At 58.9% G+C, this 16800-nt stretch carries 17 protein-coding genes and 2 pseudogenes; 9 read left to right on the top strand and 10 right to left on the bottom strand.

Going from position 1 to position 16800, the window contains the following annotated elements:
* Window positions 1-19 precede the first annotated feature (19 nt).
* The 3 genes from HWV07_RS15345 to HWV07_RS15335 all read right to left on the bottom strand — a co-directional run bounded on the left by HWV07_RS15345 (window position 20) and on the right by HWV07_RS15335 (window position 2587).
* Entirely contained in the window at window positions 20-235 is a 216-nt protein-coding gene (locus HWV07_RS15345; protein WP_178335152.1) for a hypothetical protein, read from the bottom strand.
* Window positions 236-415: 180 nt separating this feature from the next.
* Window positions 416-580 (bottom strand): hypothetical protein, encoded by a 165-nt coding sequence (locus tag HWV07_RS15340; protein ID WP_178335151.1) that lies wholly within the window; start codon window positions 578-580, stop codon window positions 416-418.
* Between the two features lie 324 nt (window positions 581-904).
* Entirely contained in the window at window positions 905-2587 is a 1683-nt protein-coding gene (locus tag HWV07_RS15335) for an acetate--CoA ligase (protein WP_178335150.1), read from the bottom strand.
* Window positions 2588-2894: 307 nt separating this feature from the next.
* Here HWV07_RS15335 and HWV07_RS15330 point away from each other — a divergent pair, with 307 nt between their 5' ends.
* Window positions 2895-3137, top strand: coding sequence for a hypothetical protein (locus tag HWV07_RS15330; RefSeq protein ID WP_178335149.1), 243 nt, complete (start codon window positions 2895-2897; stop codon window positions 3135-3137).
* Between the two features lie 148 nt (window positions 3138-3285).
* Entirely contained in the window at window positions 3286-4284 is a 999-nt protein-coding gene (locus tag HWV07_RS15325) for a zinc-binding dehydrogenase (RefSeq protein ID WP_178335148.1), read from the top strand.
* A gap of 40 nt (window positions 4285-4324) precedes the next feature.
* Here the strand turns inward: HWV07_RS15325 and HWV07_RS15320 are convergent.
* Together HWV07_RS15320 and HWV07_RS15315 are read right to left on the bottom strand one after the other, a co-directional pair.
* Window positions 4325-4694, bottom strand: a pseudogene (locus HWV07_RS15320) (transposase); the annotation flags it as partial.
* A 39-nt stretch (window positions 4695-4733) separates the two neighbouring features.
* Window positions 4734-5240: a hypothetical protein gene (locus HWV07_RS15315; RefSeq protein WP_178335147.1), complete on the bottom strand. Its 507-nt coding sequence runs from the start codon at window positions 5238-5240 to the stop codon at window positions 4734-4736.
* A 211-nt stretch (window positions 5241-5451) separates the two neighbouring features.
* On the opposite strand from HWV07_RS15315, the gene gdhB reads away from it, so the two are divergent.
* Window positions 5452-6723: a glutamate dehydrogenase GdhB gene (gene gdhB / locus HWV07_RS15310; protein WP_178335146.1), complete on the top strand. Its 1272-nt coding sequence runs from the start codon at window positions 5452-5454 to the stop codon at window positions 6721-6723.
* A 181-nt stretch (window positions 6724-6904) separates the two neighbouring features.
* Here the strand turns inward: gdhB and HWV07_RS15305 are convergent, their stop codons facing one another.
* Complete coding sequence (locus tag HWV07_RS15305; RefSeq protein WP_159525634.1) at window positions 6905-7111, bottom strand: cold-shock protein; 207 nt, start codon at window positions 7109-7111, stop codon at window positions 6905-6907.
* Between the two features lie 181 nt (window positions 7112-7292).
* On the opposite strand from HWV07_RS15305, the gene HWV07_RS15300 reads away from it, so the two are divergent.
* A complete protein-coding gene (locus tag HWV07_RS15300; protein ID WP_178335145.1) occupies window positions 7293-7562 on the top strand; it encodes a DUF7571 family protein in 270 nt (89 codons plus the stop codon).
* Between the two features lie 110 nt (window positions 7563-7672).
* Here HWV07_RS15300 and HWV07_RS15295 read toward each other — a convergent pair whose 3' ends face one another.
* Complete coding sequence (locus HWV07_RS15295; RefSeq protein WP_178335144.1) at window positions 7673-8437, bottom strand: SDR family NAD(P)-dependent oxidoreductase; 765 nt, start codon at window positions 8435-8437, stop codon at window positions 7673-7675.
* Between the two features lie 334 nt (window positions 8438-8771).
* Here HWV07_RS15295 and ddfA point away from each other — a divergent pair, with 334 nt between their 5' ends.
* The 4 genes from ddfA to HWV07_RS15275 all read left to right on the top strand — a co-directional run bounded on the left by ddfA (window position 8772) and on the right by HWV07_RS15275 (window position 13845).
* Window positions 8772-9167: a DdfA family disk-determining factor gene (gene ddfA / locus HWV07_RS15290; RefSeq protein WP_178335143.1), complete on the top strand. Its 396-nt coding sequence runs from the start codon at window positions 8772-8774 to the stop codon at window positions 9165-9167.
* Between the two features lie 437 nt (window positions 9168-9604).
* Window positions 9605-10849 (top strand): inorganic phosphate transporter, encoded by a 1245-nt coding sequence (locus tag HWV07_RS15285; protein WP_178335142.1) that lies wholly within the window; start codon window positions 9605-9607, stop codon window positions 10847-10849.
* A 757-nt stretch (window positions 10850-11606) separates the two neighbouring features.
* On the top strand, window positions 11607-11882 hold the full coding sequence (locus HWV07_RS15280; protein WP_178335141.1) for a MarR family winged helix-turn-helix transcriptional regulator: 276 nt from the start codon (window positions 11607-11609) through the stop codon (window positions 11880-11882).
* A 364-nt stretch (window positions 11883-12246) separates the two neighbouring features.
* The gene (locus HWV07_RS15275; protein ID WP_178335140.1) at window positions 12247-13845 is read left to right on the top strand and encodes an outer membrane protein assembly factor BamB family protein; all 1599 of its coding nucleotides are present in this window, start codon (window positions 12247-12249) and stop codon (window positions 13843-13845) included.
* Between the two features lie 292 nt (window positions 13846-14137).
* Here HWV07_RS15275 and HWV07_RS20210 read toward each other — a convergent pair whose 3' ends face one another.
* From HWV07_RS20210 to HWV07_RS15265, 3 genes are all read right to left on the bottom strand, one after another.
* Window positions 14138-14332 (bottom strand): DUF8066 domain-containing protein, encoded by a 195-nt coding sequence (locus HWV07_RS20210; RefSeq protein ID WP_484549449.1) that lies wholly within the window; start codon window positions 14330-14332, stop codon window positions 14138-14140.
* Between the two features lie 414 nt (window positions 14333-14746).
* A complete protein-coding gene (locus tag HWV07_RS15270) occupies window positions 14747-15550 on the bottom strand; it encodes a TrmB family transcriptional regulator (RefSeq protein WP_178335139.1) in 804 nt (267 codons plus the stop codon).
* 272 nt (window positions 15551-15822) lie between these two features.
* Complete coding sequence (locus HWV07_RS15265) at window positions 15823-16011, bottom strand: DUF4177 domain-containing protein (protein ID WP_178335138.1); 189 nt, start codon at window positions 16009-16011, stop codon at window positions 15823-15825.
* Between the two features lie 369 nt (window positions 16012-16380).
* Here HWV07_RS15265 and HWV07_RS15260 point away from each other — a divergent pair.
* Window positions 16381-16703, top strand: a pseudogene (locus tag HWV07_RS15260) (DMT family transporter).
* The last annotated feature ends 97 nt before the right edge of the window (window positions 16704-16800 follow it).

The raw sequence follows: 16800 nt of genomic DNA, 5'->3' as shown, positions 1-16800 counted from the left end.
ACCGAGAGTGCTACCCTAGTCACTCCGCCTGCCGGTTTGGATCGGACAGGTAGTTCAGCCCCGCTAGCATGCCGCTGATGCCCAGCGCGAACGCGTAGTTGGGCTCGCCGAAGACGACGCCAACTGCAAGCGCCCCGATGGCGGAGACGACACCGATGAGGGTGGCGTATCCGCCACGAGAGAGGCCCTGGGTCCAGGTGTCCAGATGGCTATAGGCCCGTCGTATCTTGTCCATGGGTGGTGTTTCGCCGGCGCTCGGTAGCTGTTTGCATCGTCTGCGTCTCCAGTGTTAGTTGTATCTTCTGCCACCAAGTAGTGGGAGAACCCACCGTTGGATTCGTTATGCACCCCTCCGCTGGTTCAGCGACGCGAGGTAAAACCGCCTACTCGGAATCGATCGGTACAGAGCGTCAACCTATCTCTCGGTCTCGACATCAGTAACCGTCAACTCGAAGAGGAGAAGGCCGATGACGGGTCCGACCACTAGACCAGCCGTCCCTATCATCAATAGCCCTGTGAGACCACTAAGCAGTATAACAAGGAGAATCGCTATCGGGTGTACCTCGTCCATCGCACTCATTATATCCAGTCTCGAACTATTGCGCATATACTTTCCGGGGGATCTCTGGACGAAAGATTCGCAAACTGGTTCCCTCGGCTGGTGCAGTTTCGTCGGGCTGAAACGAATTGACACCTGTTTCGGTCTATAGAGGATATACATTGACCAGTGTGAGATTTCAGAATGACGGCCGGTTTCCTCATTCGGGACAGTGGGCCTGCCGGTCGTGGGGACAGTGAAGCCGCCGAGAATCGTCTCGACACATGAACACAGCCAGAATTGGCTGAGGTATATCAGAGATAGTCGGATGTGGTGATATTCGGTCAGGACGGGAGTCTCTGGCAGTCAGGTATCGACGTCGGCTTCCTGTTCGGCTTTATCCTGAAGTTCTGTCCGGCGAATCTTCCCCGTTACCGTCTTCGGGAGTTCTCCGACGAACTCGATTTCACGGGGGTACTCGTGGGCCGATAGCTCCTCTTTCACGTGGTTCCTGATCCGATCTTTCAGGTCGTCGGACGGTGAGGTCCCCTCGCTGGGCACGACGTAGGCCTTGACGATGTTCCCCCGCTCAGGATGCGGCTTGGGAACGACGGCCGTTTCGGCGACGGCCTCGTGTTCGCCGAGAGAGCTTTCGACCTCGAAGGGACCGATTCGGTACCCTGACGAGAGGATGACGTCGTCGGCACGCCCCTCGAACCAGAAGTAGCCGTCCTCGTCTTTATGCGCGAGATCGCCGGAGAGGTACCACTCGCCATCCGGACCGTCGATGAAGCAACTGGCGGTCTTCTCGGGCTTTTCCCAGTACTCGGCGAAGAAACACGGGTAATCTCCCCGTTGGGCGATTTCACCGGTCTCGTCCGGTCCCAGCACCTCGCCCGACTCGGGGTCAACGATGTCGGCTTCGATGCCCGGCAGCGGCTTGCCCATCGAGCCGGGTCGGAGCTCCATCGTCGGGTAGTTGTTGATGATCATGTTGCCGGTCTCGGTCTGACCGTAGGTGTCGAGAATGGTGACGCCCAGGGACTCCTCGCCCCACTCGACGACGCCCGCAGAGAGTGGTTCCCCGATAGAGAGTGCGTGTCGGAGGTCAAGGTCGACGCCTTCCAGTACCTCCTCGTGTTCCCGAAGCATTCGGTAGGCTGTCGGGACCGAAAACAGCACGTTGATGGGGTATTCATCGAGGAGCTCGGCCCACTCCTCGGGGTCGAACTCGCCCTCGTAGGTGAATAGCGAGCTCCCCCAAAACCAGGCCCCGAGGGTGTTGATGGCTCCGGTCAACCACCCGAGGTCACCGGTCGACCAGTAGAGATCACCTTCCTGGAGATCGACGGCGTACCGCTGTGTAGCAGCAACCCCCGCGACCCAGCGGTGTTTATGTAATACGCCCTTCGCCAGACCGGTCGTCCCCGACGTATAATACAAGAGTGCGTTATCTTCACCGTTGGTTTCGGTAGTGTCGTACTCCGTGCTCAAATCGTCGAGTGCCGTGTTGAAGACGACGTCTTCTGGTGGTGCTCCAGTACCACGATCGACGGTGATGATGTGTTCGACGGACGGAGCCTCAGCCAGTGCTTCGGTGACTGTATCGCGGTTGTCGCTCGTCGTGACGACCACTTTCGTGTCACAGTCATCTAGCCGATAGGAGATGCCGTCGGGGCCGAATCGCTCGTTGACACTCCCCCAGACGGCGCCGTGTTTGAGCGTCCCGACGAGCGCGACATAATGTTCGGGGATGCGCGGCATATATGAGAAGACCCGGTCGTTCTCTTCGATGCCGAGTTCATCGAGGAGGTTCGCAAACTGGTTTGAGCGGTTTGCCAACTCCCAGAAAGTCAGTTTGTTCACCTCGCCATCTGTCCCGACCTGATAGAGAGCTACTTTCTCCCGGTCAGTGGCGTGGCGATCAGCAACCTCGTGAGCGATGTTCAACTCCTCTGGTGCGTTCCAGTCGGCCGCCTCGTAGATATCGGTCCAAGAGAATCCCTCTCGCATCGACTCGTAGTCCGAGAGATTGTGACTCTCACCCATATAGTCTGCTCGAACGAGAGTTCACACATAAAAATACCCTCGTATTGGGTGTGGTTTATTGTCGATTGGGTACTAAGTACACAAAATACGGAATGATCGGGCCTCGATCCAACGTAACTGGACGGTTCTCGAAACGTAGTGACTGTGACCGAAGTTGGCACGCTGACCCGGCCCAGTCATTCAGGCCATCCACTCTCGAGATGAGACAACCATCTACCTACCACTCCGGTCGGTACAGGGAACTCATCTTGCAGTCGGGAAAGTCGTGGGGGTAAATTATATCCGCGCCGTTGGCATCGAACGTTCCATGACTGACTCTCCGGGAGACGACCAGTGGATAGAAGATGAGGTCAGAATTCCTGAAGAGCCAGCCGAATTGATAGCGAGGCTTGCCAGGAGGCGACAGATTCCAGAGAAAGCATCAGAACACTTTGATGTCGAGTACGTTCTTACGTATCCCGGACGAGACATTGCGTTAGACGACGGGGCATCACAGGTGATACTCCAGCGACTCGGTATCACGTCCGAGAGGGCCGTGGTGAATCGCTAGCCGTAGCGTGATTTCACGGGTTCAGAGATCTCTTGATGTTGTGAACCACACACATCAAGGCAAGCTCACGAAATTCACCGTAGACTGAGAGGGTGCGCTCGGTCCGACGACCAACGACTATTCCCCTCCAGCGCCCCGCCGTTACGACATGGCCACCGAGATGACCGCGTTCGTGATCGAATCGTACGGCGACCCCGACGTCTTCGAACGAACGACCCGCGAGGTCCCCGAGCCGGCTGCCGACGAACTCCGGGTCGACGTCGCCGCCTCCAGCCTCAATCCCGTCGACTACAAGATCCGTCAGGGCGAGATCCCCGACTTCACGCCCGAGTTTCCCGCGACGCTCCACTGCGACGTCTCCGGCGTCGTCGACGCCGTCGGTGAGGACGTCGAACAGTTCGAGCCGGGCGACGAGGTGTACGGGATGCCCGGCGGTGCGGGGCGGCAGGGCGCGCTTGCCGACTACGTCGTCGGGCACGCCGGCACGTTCGCTCGCGCGCCGGAGTCGATCCCGCTCGAGGACGCCGCGTCGCTCCCAGTCGTCGCACTCACCGCGTGGCAACTGCTCACCGACAAAGCGACGGTCGGCATCGACGACGACCTGCTCATCTACGGCGCCAGCGGCGGCGTCGGCCACATCGGCGTCCAGCTCGGCAGATGGTTCGGCGCGGACGTGACGGCGACGGGCTCGACCGAGGAGAAGCGCGACTTCGCCGAGAAACTCGGCGCGGACCACACCGTCGACTACACGGCGACCGACGTCGAGGCGTACGTCGAAGAGTACGCCGACGCCGACGGCTTCGACGTGGTGTTCGACCCGGTCGGCGACGACCACCTTCAGACGGCGTTCGAAGCGGTCCGACCGTTCGGCGCCGTCGTCACGACGGAGTCGAGTTCGACCCAGGACATCTCGGCGCTGCACGCCAACTCGCTCGAACTCGGCGTCGTGCTCGTCATCCTGCCGGTGCTGCTCGGCGATCGACAGGCGCGCATCGGTGAGGAACTCGCCGACATCGCGTCGCTCGTCGACGACGGCGTCGTCGAGCCCCACGTCGACGAGCGGTTCGCCTTCGAAGACATCGCGGACGCACACCGACTCGGCGAAGCGGGCGACTTCCGCGGGAAGATCCTGCTCGTCAACGAATAAGCGTCGTCGGCTCTGGTGAATCGCCAGACGGCGTTTGATTTCACTGTTTTACGGCTCGCTTGATGTTGTAGACCGCACACATCAAAACGATCCCACGAAATTCGCGGTACCACGCTCGGGCACGCACCGCGTGCCCGAGCGTCCGCTTGATCGTCGAGAAGACGGTCTCAGACAGTGCTCTTTGGCTGTATAGAGACCCATCGATGCGCGCGTTATGCGCGCAGTCGATGGGGTCGGAACTCACGATACTTGATCAACGGTCTCACACCCTCTTCGCGCAATTTATCGCGTAATTGCTGCCAACCGTAGCTTTTGTCGGCGGCGAGGCTGGCAATCTCGCCCGCGTTGTGGAGGGCGAGTTGCCAGCCGATCTGCGTATCGTGGCCCTTCTCGGTCGTACAGTGAACGTTTGAATCGGCCAGTACAGCTGACGGTCCTCTCAGGGGTGATCAGTCCTCGGTGAACGAGCAGCGTCCGACGAACCCATCTTCACCACACTGGTCCTCCAACCAGATGGCGAGATTTTTCCCATCTTGGAAGTGGGAGACGGCGTCGTGGTTCCGATACTCGGCGCTGGCGATGACACAATCCGCCCCGGTTCGGTCGGCGTACGCTGTCACGGACTCTTCGGCTTCGAGGGTTCCGTCCATTCGAACCCGGACGGTGTAATCTCCGGCTGTCTGACCCCAGTCACAGTCGGCGACTGCACCGTCACTTCGGACACCGTTTCCTGACGCATCAGCTGCCTTCACCCGGTGTGTAGACTCGTGAACCGTCTCTCCGTCCCGCTCGACCATCAGGTCGAAGGTGTGGGCCGATTCTGGATCGGCGTTATGGATGCCAAACCAGCCGAGCTTGACCGATGTCGGGAGGACACTCCGTACCGTCGAGAGACAGCCACTACCGGCAACCGTGGCTGGAACAACTGCCGATGCGAGGAGGGCGCGACGACGCATACAGAGCAGTATTCGGGTCTGAATAAATGTCTTCGGCTGGGATAGCGACCGTTCGCTACGCAGGTTCAGTCTGAGACCGATCCAGTCCTGTCGCGCTGGAACAGCCTCCGCTAGATTCGATCGGTACTGGAGATCTATGATACCGTAGCACATATATCAGCCAGGAACCATATATTCAGTATCACGTCAGCCGGAAGGCGTGTCCCTCATCATGTCAGACCACGCTGATGCAGACACGACCGACGAATCACCGCTCGACGCTGCGCTATCACAGATCGAGCGTGCTGCCGACCTCATCGACCTCGATGGGGACCTCCTCGAAATACTCACCCACCCCGACCAGTCACACAAGGTCTCCATCCCCTTCCGACGCGACGACGACAGCATCGAGGTGCTGACCGGCTACCGCGTCCAACACGATGGCGTTCTCGGCCCGTACAAGGGCGGGCTCCGCTTCCATCCCGACGTGGACGCAGCCGAGTGTGAAGCCCTCGCCATCTGGATGACGCTGAAGTGTGCACTCCTCGACCTCCCGTTCGGCGGCGCAAAAGGCGGTGTCGTCGTCGATCCCAAGGACCTCAGCGACAGAGAGCACGAGCGCGTGACGCGACGCTTCGCCGAAGAACTCCGTCGCTTCATCGGCCCGAACTACGACGTCCCCGCACCGGACATGGGGACCGACGCGCAGACGATGGCGTGGTTCATGGACGCCTACAGCATGCAAGCCGGCGAAGCGCAACCCGGCGTCGTCACCGGAAAACCGCCCGCCATCGGCGGCAGCCACGGTCGGATGGAAGCACCGGGCCGTAGCACGGCAATCGCCGTGCGAGAGGCGTGCAACCACTACAACCTCCAGCTCGACAACATGACCGTGGCCGTCCAGGGGTTCGGCGCGGTCGGCGAAAACGCCGCGCGAGTCCTCCACGAATGGGGCGCCACCGTGGTCGCCGTCAGCGACCTCAACGGGGCGTACTACGACCCCGATGGCCTCGATATCCCCTACATCATCGAGGAGACCGAACTCGGGTTCGCCGACTGTGAAGACTGCTACGAGGAGAAACTCCCGAACGACGAGTTGCTGACGCTCGACGTGGACGTCCTCATCCCGGCGGCTATCGGCGGTGTCCTCAACGAGTCCAACGCGGCGGATGTGAAGGCCGACCTCATCGTCGAGGGTGCGAACGGCCCGACGACGCCCGCCGCCGATCGAATCTTCGAGGAACGCGGCATCCCCGTCATCCCTGACGTCCTCGCGAACGCGGGTGGCGTGACGGTCTCGTACTTCGAGTGGCTGCAGGACATCTCGCGGCGCGAGTGGACGCTCGAAGAGGTCCGCGAGGAACTCGGCGAGAAGATGCTGGAAGCGTTCGCTGAAACCGAGGAGCGCGTCGAGGAGGAGGGCGTAACGTGGCGGGAAGGCGCGTATATGGTCGCGCTGGACCGCCTCGTCGAGGCACACGAACTGCGCGGACTCTGGCCCTGAAGTCAGCGGGAGGCACCCGCTACGACTGGGCCGTGACCCGCTGAAAGTAACTGTCCTCTTCGCCGTTACCGCCGTCGGATGAGAAATCTACGTCTCAGCGTGCAGAAGTCTCTATCACGGTGTAGCAGTCCGAGAAAACGAATAACCGCCCGTCGCTATACGCGATGGGCGCGATCAGTCGTTAGTTGCGGACGAGGTTCGTCGCGCGGGGTCCCTTCGGGGATGATTCGATGTCGAACTCGACCTCCTGACCCTCTTCGAGGTCCGGGCCGCCGACGTCCTCCATGTGGAAGAACACGTCCTCGTCGTCGTCTACATCGTCGTCGTCAGTCGAAATGAAACCGTAGCCGCCAGTGTCGTTGAAGAAGTCAACCTTACCGTTTGCCATTACAAACAAATGTAGGGTACCCCGAGGGATAACCCTTCCGCGGTCCGGGTTACCGCACCACTGCCGTTCCAGTCTGTGAAAACCCTCGATCGAGCGTGCCTCCCCAGCAAATCCCCAGTTTTCGGCCTGGTTTCGGAGGCAGGTATTTACGGGACGGGTACAAGGTAACAAGGGCATCGCTATGAAACCGTGCCACAGCTGCCAGACGGTCATCGACGAGTACATCCTGGACAAACAACTCGAACCCCTGCGCGAGCTGACGGCTGACGACTTCAACGTCTGCGCGGACTGCGCGACCATCGTCGCGGATGCGTGCGTGAAGTGCGGCGGCGCGGTGTACGTTCCCCGGAGCGAATCCGACCTCCCCGACTACTGTCCGGCGTGTCGGTCCGACCTCATCGACCGCACCGGCCACGACCCCGGCTGGACCCGCGGCCAGGCGTCCCACTGAGGGGCGTCTCCACTCGAACAGTATTTTCGCCAGGCACCGGCTGTAGCATATCAGCAATGTTCCGCCCAGGTTACGAGTCCTCCCAGCAACGGCACTAGACCGTGGAGTCGTTATTCTTCGCGGTCGACGGCCCGTTCAGTCAGCTTCGCCCACAAGCTGGGGAACCGTTGGATGAGATACAGGCCGATGGAGGTCTGGCGATCGGGCGTGATTACGGGATCGGTCGATTCGATCTTCTTGGCCAACTTCCGCCCGACGTCTTCCGGTGTCGCTCGCATCCACTCCGGGTATCCCAGATTGGCCGACATCCGAGTGTCCGTTGTCGGAGGTACCATCAGCGTACACGAGATGTCGGTGTGTCGCAGTTCCAGTGCGAGCGAACGGGTCATCGCTTTGATCGCCCCTTTCGTGGCGGCATACCCCGAGAGGCCGGGATGGCCGACGTTGCCGGTTCCCGAGCCCACGTTGTGAATGATGCCGTTGCCACGAGGCTGCATGTGGGGGAGGACCGCCCGAATCATCCGGAGGTACCCGAAAAAGTTCGTCTCGAACTCCTGCCGTGTGTCTGCCATCGTCTGCTCGCTGAAGGGGGCGAAATCGGCTATAGCAGCATTGTTGACGAGGATATCGATCCGTCCCCACTGCTCGATCACGTCGGACACTGCGGCATCTACGTCGCCGGCGTCGGTTACGTCACACTCGTAGAGACGGACCTTGTCGGGGGAGTCGTCCCGAACGGTCCGGACGTTATCGTCATCGAGATCGAGGCCGGCGACCCGATATCCATCGTCGACGAGCGCCCTCAGCATGTGGTAGCCGATCCCCTGGTTGGCACCAGTGAGAACGACGACTTGGCTAGGTGACGTGGTGGTCATCGTTCAGGAAAGACACCCTCTATCGATAAAACCGATACACTGTCGACGGCTGCTCACACCTAATCTGGAATCTGGGATTGGTAGAGATTGTTTTCTTGGAGAGCTTCGACCTGCGTCTGCTCGCAGTGATTCTGTCTGGAGTCCTTCTTTACACCTACGTGTTGCACAAACTCGGACTGTGAGCCAGTTGATTGCTGCTCAACCCTGCAGCCGGCCGGCAGGACCCTGTTGCAGAATCGCTCTGCAACCCACACTACATGTATAGTGTCCATCTGGACCGGAAAGCTACGGGTATTGAAGGTTGCCCTATCCCTCTCGAGCCGTACATAGTGATATGGCGACGAAGACGGGCGCACCCGACGACACGGTACAGACGAACATCAGCGACGGAGCGATCAGCCAACGGATAATCGAAGCGGTTGCGGACGCGAAGGGCGTCGATCCCCTCGACCTCCCGCCGCTGTACGACAGCATCGACCCCGACGCTCTGGACGCCCTCTTCAGTCACGCAGGCTCGGCAATCTCGATCACCGACCTTCGATTCGAGGTCGCGGATTGTGAGGTCCTCGTCCGGGGCAGCGGTGAGGTCGTCGTCACCCCCCTCGCAGACGACACCGCCGCGAGCGACAACGCGTCCCGGACAGCCCAGAACAGCTCCCGCGACCCGGTCGAAGATCGATGTGGCATCGGCTTCGGCGTTCCTGGGCGCCTCGATACGTACCACGCCTGAGTCGTCTCTGCGATTTCTCACTCCGACCTGGGCACACCTTGTGGCATTTGCTCTGAGTTATATGGAGATTCTCACTCGTCACCGGGTGTCGATTTAGTCAGAACGCCCTGAGCCCGCAGCACTGGATCCACCTGTAGAGGCGATCGACTACGCGGATGCGTTCACTCGGTTTCGACGAGCCGAGACCGAAGGAGTGACCCGTTTGACCACTCGGACTACCCGTGAGTGGCTTCCTGCACGTGGATTTCTCGTGGAGTGGCACTGAACCAACACTGACCAATTCGGCCGGTACAGGGGTTCGATACTGTCGAACCGTCATCCGGGTAAGCGCCAAGAACAATCCCGATGCGGCCACGTTCGACGCTAGGCAGGATAGCTCAGAATCTAACCAGGGAATATAATTAGGGGCTAGGCAATCTTGACCCAGGTACGATAGGATGGTAGCACTGCTAACCGTCGTTGGTATTGCCGTTGCTGTATTCGTGGGGTTCAACATCGGAGGATCATCGACCGGCGTCGCGTTCGGTCCGGCAGTCGGGTCACGACTGGTTCGGAAGACGACTGCGGGCGCTTTGTTCGTCGGCTTCGCTTTGTTAGGTGCCTGGACCGTCGGGCGGAACGTCATCGCGACGATGAGCAGCAGTATCGTGCCGGCGACCCAGTTCACGCCCGCTGCAAGCGTCGCCGTACTGTTTTTCACGGGCGCCTCGTTGTTTATCTCGAACCTCTATGGCGTCCCAGCCTCGACTTCGATGACCGCTGTTGGTGCCATCGTGGGCCTGGGGTTGGCGTCCGACACACTCAACCAGGCACTGATGTTCGTTATCGTCTCCGCGTGGATTGTCGCACCACTGGTATGCTTTCTTATCGGGGTCGTGGTCGGACGCTATATCTACCCGTATCTCGACCGGTACATGGCGTTCACGAAGTTCGATCTCCATTTCATCCAGCTCGATCGGTCGGGGACGATTCCACGTCCGTACGTAAATGTAAACGCGTCACCACAGGATATCGCCGGGTCACTCTCGGTGGTCATCATCGCCTGCTATATGGCGTTCTCGGCGGGGGCGTCCAACGCGGCAAACGCCGTGGCTCCGCTCGTCGGTCAAGGTGGCTCACTCACCGTCGATCAAGGCGTTCTGCTCGCGGTGGCGGCCTTCGGATTGGGCAGTTTCACTATCGCCCGTCGGACGCTGGAGACGGTCGGGGACGATATTACGGAGCTACCAATTCTCGCGTCGCTGATCGTCTCCGTGGTCGGGGGCACAGTGATCACGATACTGTCCTACCTCGGGATCCCTGCAAGTCTCGCGGTAAGTACGACGTCTACAATCATTGGGCTGGGGTGGGGTCGGGCGAGTCGGGCGGCGACATTAGCAGAGTTAGCGACGCCAGCGCCTGGGCGTCCGGAGTTAGAAGTCGCGACAGGAGCATTGCTCACCTCACGCGCCGAGGACGCTCCTACTGGCCCGACCATTGGGGATATTGCTCGACACGAAGAACCCGCAGAGAAACCAGAGGAGATTCCAGACATACCAGACGTTGGCGCGGAGGGGCCGGCGGATCTCGACGAACAGAGTCTCTTCGATCCGAGAGCGGCCAAGCGTATCGTGACTATGTGGGTGCTGACGCCAACGCTGGCGATCGTCGCCTCGTATCCGGTATTCGAGTTCCTGCTGTGAGTGGTATCTCCCCGATGCAATACTGACCCATACACCGGAATAGTCGGTCGCAAGTGATGCGGAGCGCAACCGTCAGGGGTGCTTCAATGTGAACGGCGACCGCAGGAATCCGTGAGCAAGTGGCGGCTGTCAGCGACACCCGCGACGGCCAGTCGAGGGTCACCAGTCGTCCTCGCTATGTGAGCACCGCTGACATTGGAGGCACCTGGTGGAGCGAATTTCTCTCGAGTTATCGAGGGTCCCTAGAGGAACGTCATTAATTGGAGGTGATGGAGGAAATTAGTCGCTGCCCGCCCCGTTCATCCGACAGAAGTCAGCCTCCCCACAGGTGCAGTCAGGGGCAATGCTGATCGGCTTAATTGTCCCATCTGATCGAACTACCGCGGAAAATATCGAACCGCATGATCGGCACTTCGCAAAACACCTTTGTTCCCCCTCTAATTTAGCCATTATCCCACCAGCCCCTTGGTATTAGTTAACAAAGATTATTATGATTTTTTGAGCAAATGGACAGAGACCCCAGATAGGCACAAACGAGATTGATCGCTAAGGACGAAACACAGGTGGGCTGAGGATTCGTGGATTGTAGGCACTATACGGTGAGGCGTGAAATGTGATTCAGGGCGGTATTTGGTGATAAAAAAGGAAGAGTCGGCGGAGCCGTCTGACACAATGGCGTACCCAGGCGAGTTGTCGAATTATACATAGTAGGCGGTGTAAAACTATGAGCTATCTGCGGGAGAATACGTATATCGGCATGACAGACGAATGGGATCATATCGGGTTTATCATTTCCTCGCGATACCGGAAGATCGTTATCCGCGAATTGAACGAGAGCCCGTCGACGCCTTCACAGATAGCCGAGCGATCGGACGCCTCCATCGCCAGTATCAGCAATGCGCTCTCAGAACTCGGAGAGAAAGACTGCGTCGAACTCCTCGTCGATGAGGACCGTCGGAAAGGTCGCGTCTACGGACTCACCGAAACCGGTCAAGCCGTGTGGGATAACCTCGAAGAACAACAGCTACTGTAATTCCTGCCGGCGACCGCTCTAACTCTAACTCTCATCCACGGTCTGTATGGGAGATCCACGGAGTGGCACTGGATACTACGTCTCAATGGACTTACGCTGGAGCTGGCTTCCGACAGCAGCTGGGAAAGTTGACCGAATGCTGTAGGCGCGTGTATTCGGCGCATTCTCCGAGTCACTCACCGTCGTCATTTCTCCGCTTGAACAACCACTTAGCCTCACCAAAAGACTGTTTCATCGTCTCCCGTCGTGCGATTCTGACCAATGAGTATCTCATCTCACATGAGTGAAGAATCGGGGGTCTAAGTATTCTCTCCCGGTTTTACATCATTCATAATTAAGGATTATCGGAAGAGTGGTATGCCCCATGATGGTGGGCCAGACACGCCGCGATGTCGTGAAACTCACGGGTGGAGCTATCGGATTCGGCGCGGTACTGTCATCTAGTGGCTCGGTGGCAGCGACTACGACCCAGGCGGAACTGCCGCCGCTACGGGGGCCGTATGCTGACGAGGACTGGGTGAGCTACCGGAGTGATCCTGGCCACACCGGAGTCGTCGACGGAAGCCTAACGTTCGCGTCAGATGACCCGTCGTGTGCGCTGTTCTACGACAGTGCGTTCACCGGGGAGCCGGTGATCGTTGACGGAACGATGTACCTTGCTGACGGGAACGGCCATATCGTCGCGCTCGATGCAGAAGACGGCTCAGAACAGTGGACGAGCGACGATCTCAGTGCCGGCACATCGCCGTCGGCTGCCTACAACCGAATCATCACTACCGGTGACGGGTCCATGCTGGCGCTCTCCATCGAGGACGGAAGTCTCGACTGGGAGACAGCACTCGATGGCGAAGTGAAGCGGCCAGCCGTTGGCTACGAAACGGTCTTCGCAGTCGCCGGGGGATCGTTTTACGCGCTGGACGTGACGGACGGGTCGATCATATGGGAGCGAACAGACGAGACGTTCCTCGGGAAGCCTGCAGTAAGCAATGGTCAGGTGTACACCACCGTCGTGGACGATAACAGCCAAAACGACGAGGTAATGGTCGCACTCGGCGTCACAACGGGTGAGGAGCGGTGGCGAACCGAGCCGCAGTATAACGTCTGGGGAGAGATCGTCGCTTCAGACGGCAAGGTTTCGGCAGCCGCTGGGTTTGGGGAACGGCATATCTACGACACCGAAACAGGTGGCATCGCTAGTTATGGCACCACAGCCGAGGTGACACCTGCCCACAATGACGATGTGCTCTCGTATAGCTACGAATACTATTACCTTGAGACGATGTTCTTCGACGACCGGGAGAGCTGGGAGTTCTATACTGGGGGTCCTCGCGTTCATCCTCCCACAATCGCTGGCGACACGGTGTACGCATACGTGGGCCCATCCGAAGGTGGCGATGGTGAGGAATACGAGAATTCGCTAATCGCGTTCGAGAAGTCCGATGGCACGATCAAATGGCAGTGTGAAACGCCGACCGGTGGTGGCGTCGTAGCGACAGCCGATGCCATTTACATCCTCGGTGATGACGAAATTCACGCCGTCCACACAGCAGCGGGAGACGGTTCTTCTGGCGAGAAGACCGAAACGCCTGAGGAGACCGAAACGCCTGAGGAGACCGAAACGCCTGAGGAGACCGAAACACCGAAAGATACCGAGTCGCCCGAGGACCCCGAAACACCGGAGGGTTGCGGCTGTCCTAACGACAAAGACTCGTCGTCCGGTGGAGATGAGCCCTCCTCGGACACGGCGACCGCGACCGACCCGAATACCGTGACCGGTGAATCCAGTAATTCGACTGGCGAGAACTACCAGGCCGTCGAAAACAGCACCTCGACCGAGAAGACGGACGGTGACGGCCCGGGTCTCGGTATCGTGAGCACAGTGACCAGCCTCGGCGGAATCGGGTATGTGCTGCACAGTCGTCTGGGAGGCGAAGAGCAGGATTCAGACAGCCGCGATCTCTGACTCGGCAGCTGGAAGTTTTCTTCGCCGGTGAGTAAATCCGCTCCCGCTGTATACAGCCTCTTTATACTACATGTCTACAGAGACATACTAAATCGCTGGTGGAATCAGGTCGGTCGGTAAGCACGCTGGTTCTCACAGCTGATCCAGACTCATAGTGCTGGAATCATCCTACCCAATCTGGTCGGTACAGGAAATCCATTGATTGTTCGGTACTGGGGGTAGCTGACCTCTCAATGTACCTAAGTAGAGACACGACTCGGACCCCCAGAATGATAATACCAAGCTCGCCAGCTTAATCCTCTCTTTGGGAGGGTCCTTGTTGTTCCATTGCTGTTGCAATTCGTTCTAACGCATGGACACCACGCCAGATAAGAGAAATTACCCAGACAACTGCCACCAGTGCCACCCAAACCGAGATGCGGTCAATAAGATAATATGCGAATGCCAATGCGAGGAGAGTCACCACATAGAGCGGAATTCGAACCATCGACCGCTGAGTGTGGAGGGCCATTAGTCCATGATACGGTATCGACGATATGAATCATTTGGTAAGCGAGTAAAATCCTGAAATCTAAGTCCGTGCGAGCTTGTTTATCCGCAGGCTAGTCCTTGTAGCTGGTTCTGGGGATGTAGTGTGAATGAAACAGGGTTCTACGACACCCCCGATAGGTCCATGTAGGGGAGCTACACAGCGGATCGCTGAGTATTGTAGGGGGTGGACCCAGTACTGCTACTGGGTTCCCAACCATCATCTCGTGGCCACCAGTATGGTGTATGCTATCAAAGGACAAATCATTTACGACCAGAAAAGCGTCCTGCCATATTTCCTTGCAGGACAAATAACACATGTAGCCAATGGTTCGACAAGACGGGGAAGACCGCTGAATACTCTCGATTCTCCTCAGGTTCCAGGGTCACGTCTGAGAAGCAGGCCTTGCGAGATGAGACGACGGGCGATGACGATCAGACCGTTGCTGAATCCTTCGCCGAAGATCGCCTTCTCGGCGTTCGTCGCCAATACGAGCGTGCTGACCAAGATGGCCGAGCGGTCGGTCAACAGGAGGCGTCCGATCTCCGTGTCCTGCTCGGATCGCCCGGGGCCTTGGAGCCACTCCAGTCCGGAGGTGAACGTCGTTGCTTCGGGTACCACCCCCTGAATCTGGTCTCGCGCTGACTCGGTCAGGGCACCGACGATGATATCGACGTCGTCATCGACCTCGTTGAGTGTGGTGACGAGATCCTCGGTCAGCAGTGACTCGTCGCCGATCACCAGGACGATCTCGTCGGTGGCTGAACTGATGAGGGTTTTCGTCCGGGTTTCGATGCGGGGCTTGCCAGACATCGACCAGACCTCCTGGACGGGAGTCTGTTCGGTCACCTCGGCACGGTCGACACGCTCTAAGTTGTCTCGGAGTCGCGAGATATGGCCCTCGTAGGTGTCACGGAGGAGCTCGGTGGCCTCGTCGATCGTGACCGCACGGAAACGTTTCGGACTCGAATGGTGTACTTCGATCAATCCCAGCTCCTCCAGCCCTTTGACGGCGTCGTAGATTCGCGTCCGGGGAACTTCGGTAATCTCGCTGAGTTCTTTCGCCGTTCCCGCGTCGAGCCGAGAGAGGCCGACAAAGGACCGGGCTTCGTACTCTTTCAAGCCGAGCTGTTGGAGGAGTTCGGTCGCCTCCTCCCGTGGTTGATCCGGTGGCATAGGCCAAACACCCGGGGCGTCCCGAGAATTGTCTGAAGATAGGCCCGAAGACGGTTAGGTATTCACCCTGCAGGTTACAAGACTATTTGAGAGGAGGTATGAGCGTAATCGACTTCCGCGGTCGAGATCGTTAGATATTCAATTCGCGTTTCGAATCGTCCACATCTCTAACAGAGGGATACATCGAGAAGCAAACTGACCTGCGAGCGCACCTCGATATTCTTCGCTCACGCGAGGTCGAACGTCGACGCTCCGTCTGGAGCGAGGAGTCCTCATTTCGGCCGTTTGAGGATCAGTGTCGTGGTCGGGGTTGCGTCGTCTTTGAGCCCACCTTCGATCGTCGCGGTCAGCTCCCAACCCTCTTCTCCGAGTTCGTTCAGTTGCTCGATAGGATTCCGATCGATATCGCTGAGGTCCTCTGCTTGCGTGTTGTCGAGGGTCTTGTATTCCCACTTCTGCATGCGCGGTAATTGCCAGCATTCGAACAAAAGGTTTCATACCACGTGATTCGGGGGAGAGATGGCTCACGCGCTCCGGATCGCTTCGGCGCCGCTAACTGGAGGTTCACCGCGCGCCTATCGAAGGGGATGGGGACGATCAACAGCCATCGGGCTCGGCGAACACGGGACCCTGGTTCCGATGGCCGACCACGTCCGACAAATGGGGCTCTCTCTGGGACGGAGGCTCCACCACAGGAATCCGCTTCGTCGAGAGGAAGTGATCGGACCAGCAGTCGATAACCTCGGGCCCGTCTGCCAACTCGAGCGTCCGCCATCAGGGGTGGTGAAAACGGAACGCATAGACGGATTGCGGGGCAACGAACCAGTGAAATGTCGTGGTACATCCTCGTCCTCGCCGGGGTGTTCGAGATCGGATGGGCTCTCGGCCTCCAGTACTCCGACGGGCTCTCGAAGCCCCTGCCCACGGTCGGGATGTTATCGCTCTCGTCATCAGTATGGTGCTGCTCGCACAGGCCGTCAAAGATCTCCCCGTGGGCACCGCCTACGCCGTCTGGACCGGGATCGGGGCTGTCGGAACAGCCTCACTCGGCATGGTCCTGTTCGACGAACCTGCGACCCCTGCCCGAATCACGTTCATCGGCGTGATCGTCGTCGGGATCGTCGGCCTCCACTTCGCGTCAGGGGGGCACTGACCGGCTGCTCCTGACGCAGTGACTTCGAACCGATAGGTATCGCCGTGCTCGACGTACGCCACGCGGTCGTCGAGGACAGTCACCTTCATTTAGAAGA

This window comes from Natronomonas salina (assembly GCF_013391105.1).
In the GTDB taxonomy this organism is placed as follows: Archaea; Halobacteriota; Halobacteria; order Halobacteriales; family Haloarculaceae; genus Natronomonas; species Natronomonas salina.
This window is presented reverse-complemented; position numbering and strand designations above follow the sequence as displayed.

What these genes read in the sequence shown, in the direction of transcription:
- HWV07_RS15285 (WP_178335142.1), top strand. Translation starts at nt 9,605, where the DNA reads ATGGTAGCACTGCTAACCGTCGTTGGTATTGCCGTTGCTGTATTCGTG.
- gdhB (WP_178335146.1), top strand. Translation starts at nt 5,452, where the DNA reads ATGTCAGACCACGCTGATGCAGACACGACCGACGAATCACCGCTCGAC.
- HWV07_RS15300 (WP_178335145.1), top strand. Translation starts at nt 7,293, where the DNA reads ATGAAACCGTGCCACAGCTGCCAGACGGTCATCGACGAGTACATCCTG.
- HWV07_RS15275 (WP_178335140.1), top strand. Translation starts at nt 12,247, where the DNA reads ATGATGGTGGGCCAGACACGCCGCGATGTCGTGAAACTCACGGGTGGA.
- HWV07_RS15330 (WP_178335149.1), top strand. Translation starts at nt 2,895, where the DNA reads ATGACTGACTCTCCGGGAGACGACCAGTGGATAGAAGATGAGGTCAGA.
- HWV07_RS15270 (WP_178335139.1), bottom strand. Translation starts at nt 15,550, where the DNA reads ATGCCACCGGATCAACCACGGGAGGAGGCGACCGAACTCCTCCAACAG.
- HWV07_RS15345 (WP_178335152.1), bottom strand. Translation starts at nt 235, where the DNA reads ATGGACAAGATACGACGGGCCTATAGCCATCTGGACACCTGGACCCAG.
- HWV07_RS15280 (WP_178335141.1), top strand. Translation starts at nt 11,607, where the DNA reads ATGACAGACGAATGGGATCATATCGGGTTTATCATTTCCTCGCGATAC.
- HWV07_RS15265 (WP_178335138.1), bottom strand. Translation starts at nt 16,011, where the DNA reads ATGCAGAAGTGGGAATACAAGACCCTCGACAACACGCAAGCAGAGGAC.
- HWV07_RS15315 (WP_178335147.1), bottom strand. Translation starts at nt 5,240, where the DNA reads ATGCGTCGTCGCGCCCTCCTCGCATCGGCAGTTGTTCCAGCCACGGTT.
- HWV07_RS15305 (WP_159525634.1), bottom strand. Translation starts at nt 7,111, where the DNA reads ATGGCAAACGGTAAGGTTGACTTCTTCAACGACACTGGCGGCTACGGT.
- HWV07_RS15295 (WP_178335144.1), bottom strand. Translation starts at nt 8,437, where the DNA reads ATGACCACCACGTCACCTAGCCAAGTCGTCGTTCTCACTGGTGCCAAC.
- HWV07_RS15325 (WP_178335148.1), top strand. Translation starts at nt 3,286, where the DNA reads ATGGCCACCGAGATGACCGCGTTCGTGATCGAATCGTACGGCGACCCC.
- HWV07_RS15340 (WP_178335151.1), bottom strand. Translation starts at nt 580, where the DNA reads ATGAGTGCGATGGACGAGGTACACCCGATAGCGATTCTCCTTGTTATA.
- ddfA (WP_178335143.1), top strand. Translation starts at nt 8,772, where the DNA reads ATGGCGACGAAGACGGGCGCACCCGACGACACGGTACAGACGAACATC.
- HWV07_RS20210 (WP_484549449.1), bottom strand. Translation starts at nt 14,332, where the DNA reads ATGGTTCGAATTCCGCTCTATGTGGTGACTCTCCTCGCATTGGCATTC.
- HWV07_RS15335 (WP_178335150.1), bottom strand. Translation starts at nt 2,587, where the DNA reads ATGGGTGAGAGTCACAATCTCTCGGACTACGAGTCGATGCGAGAGGGA.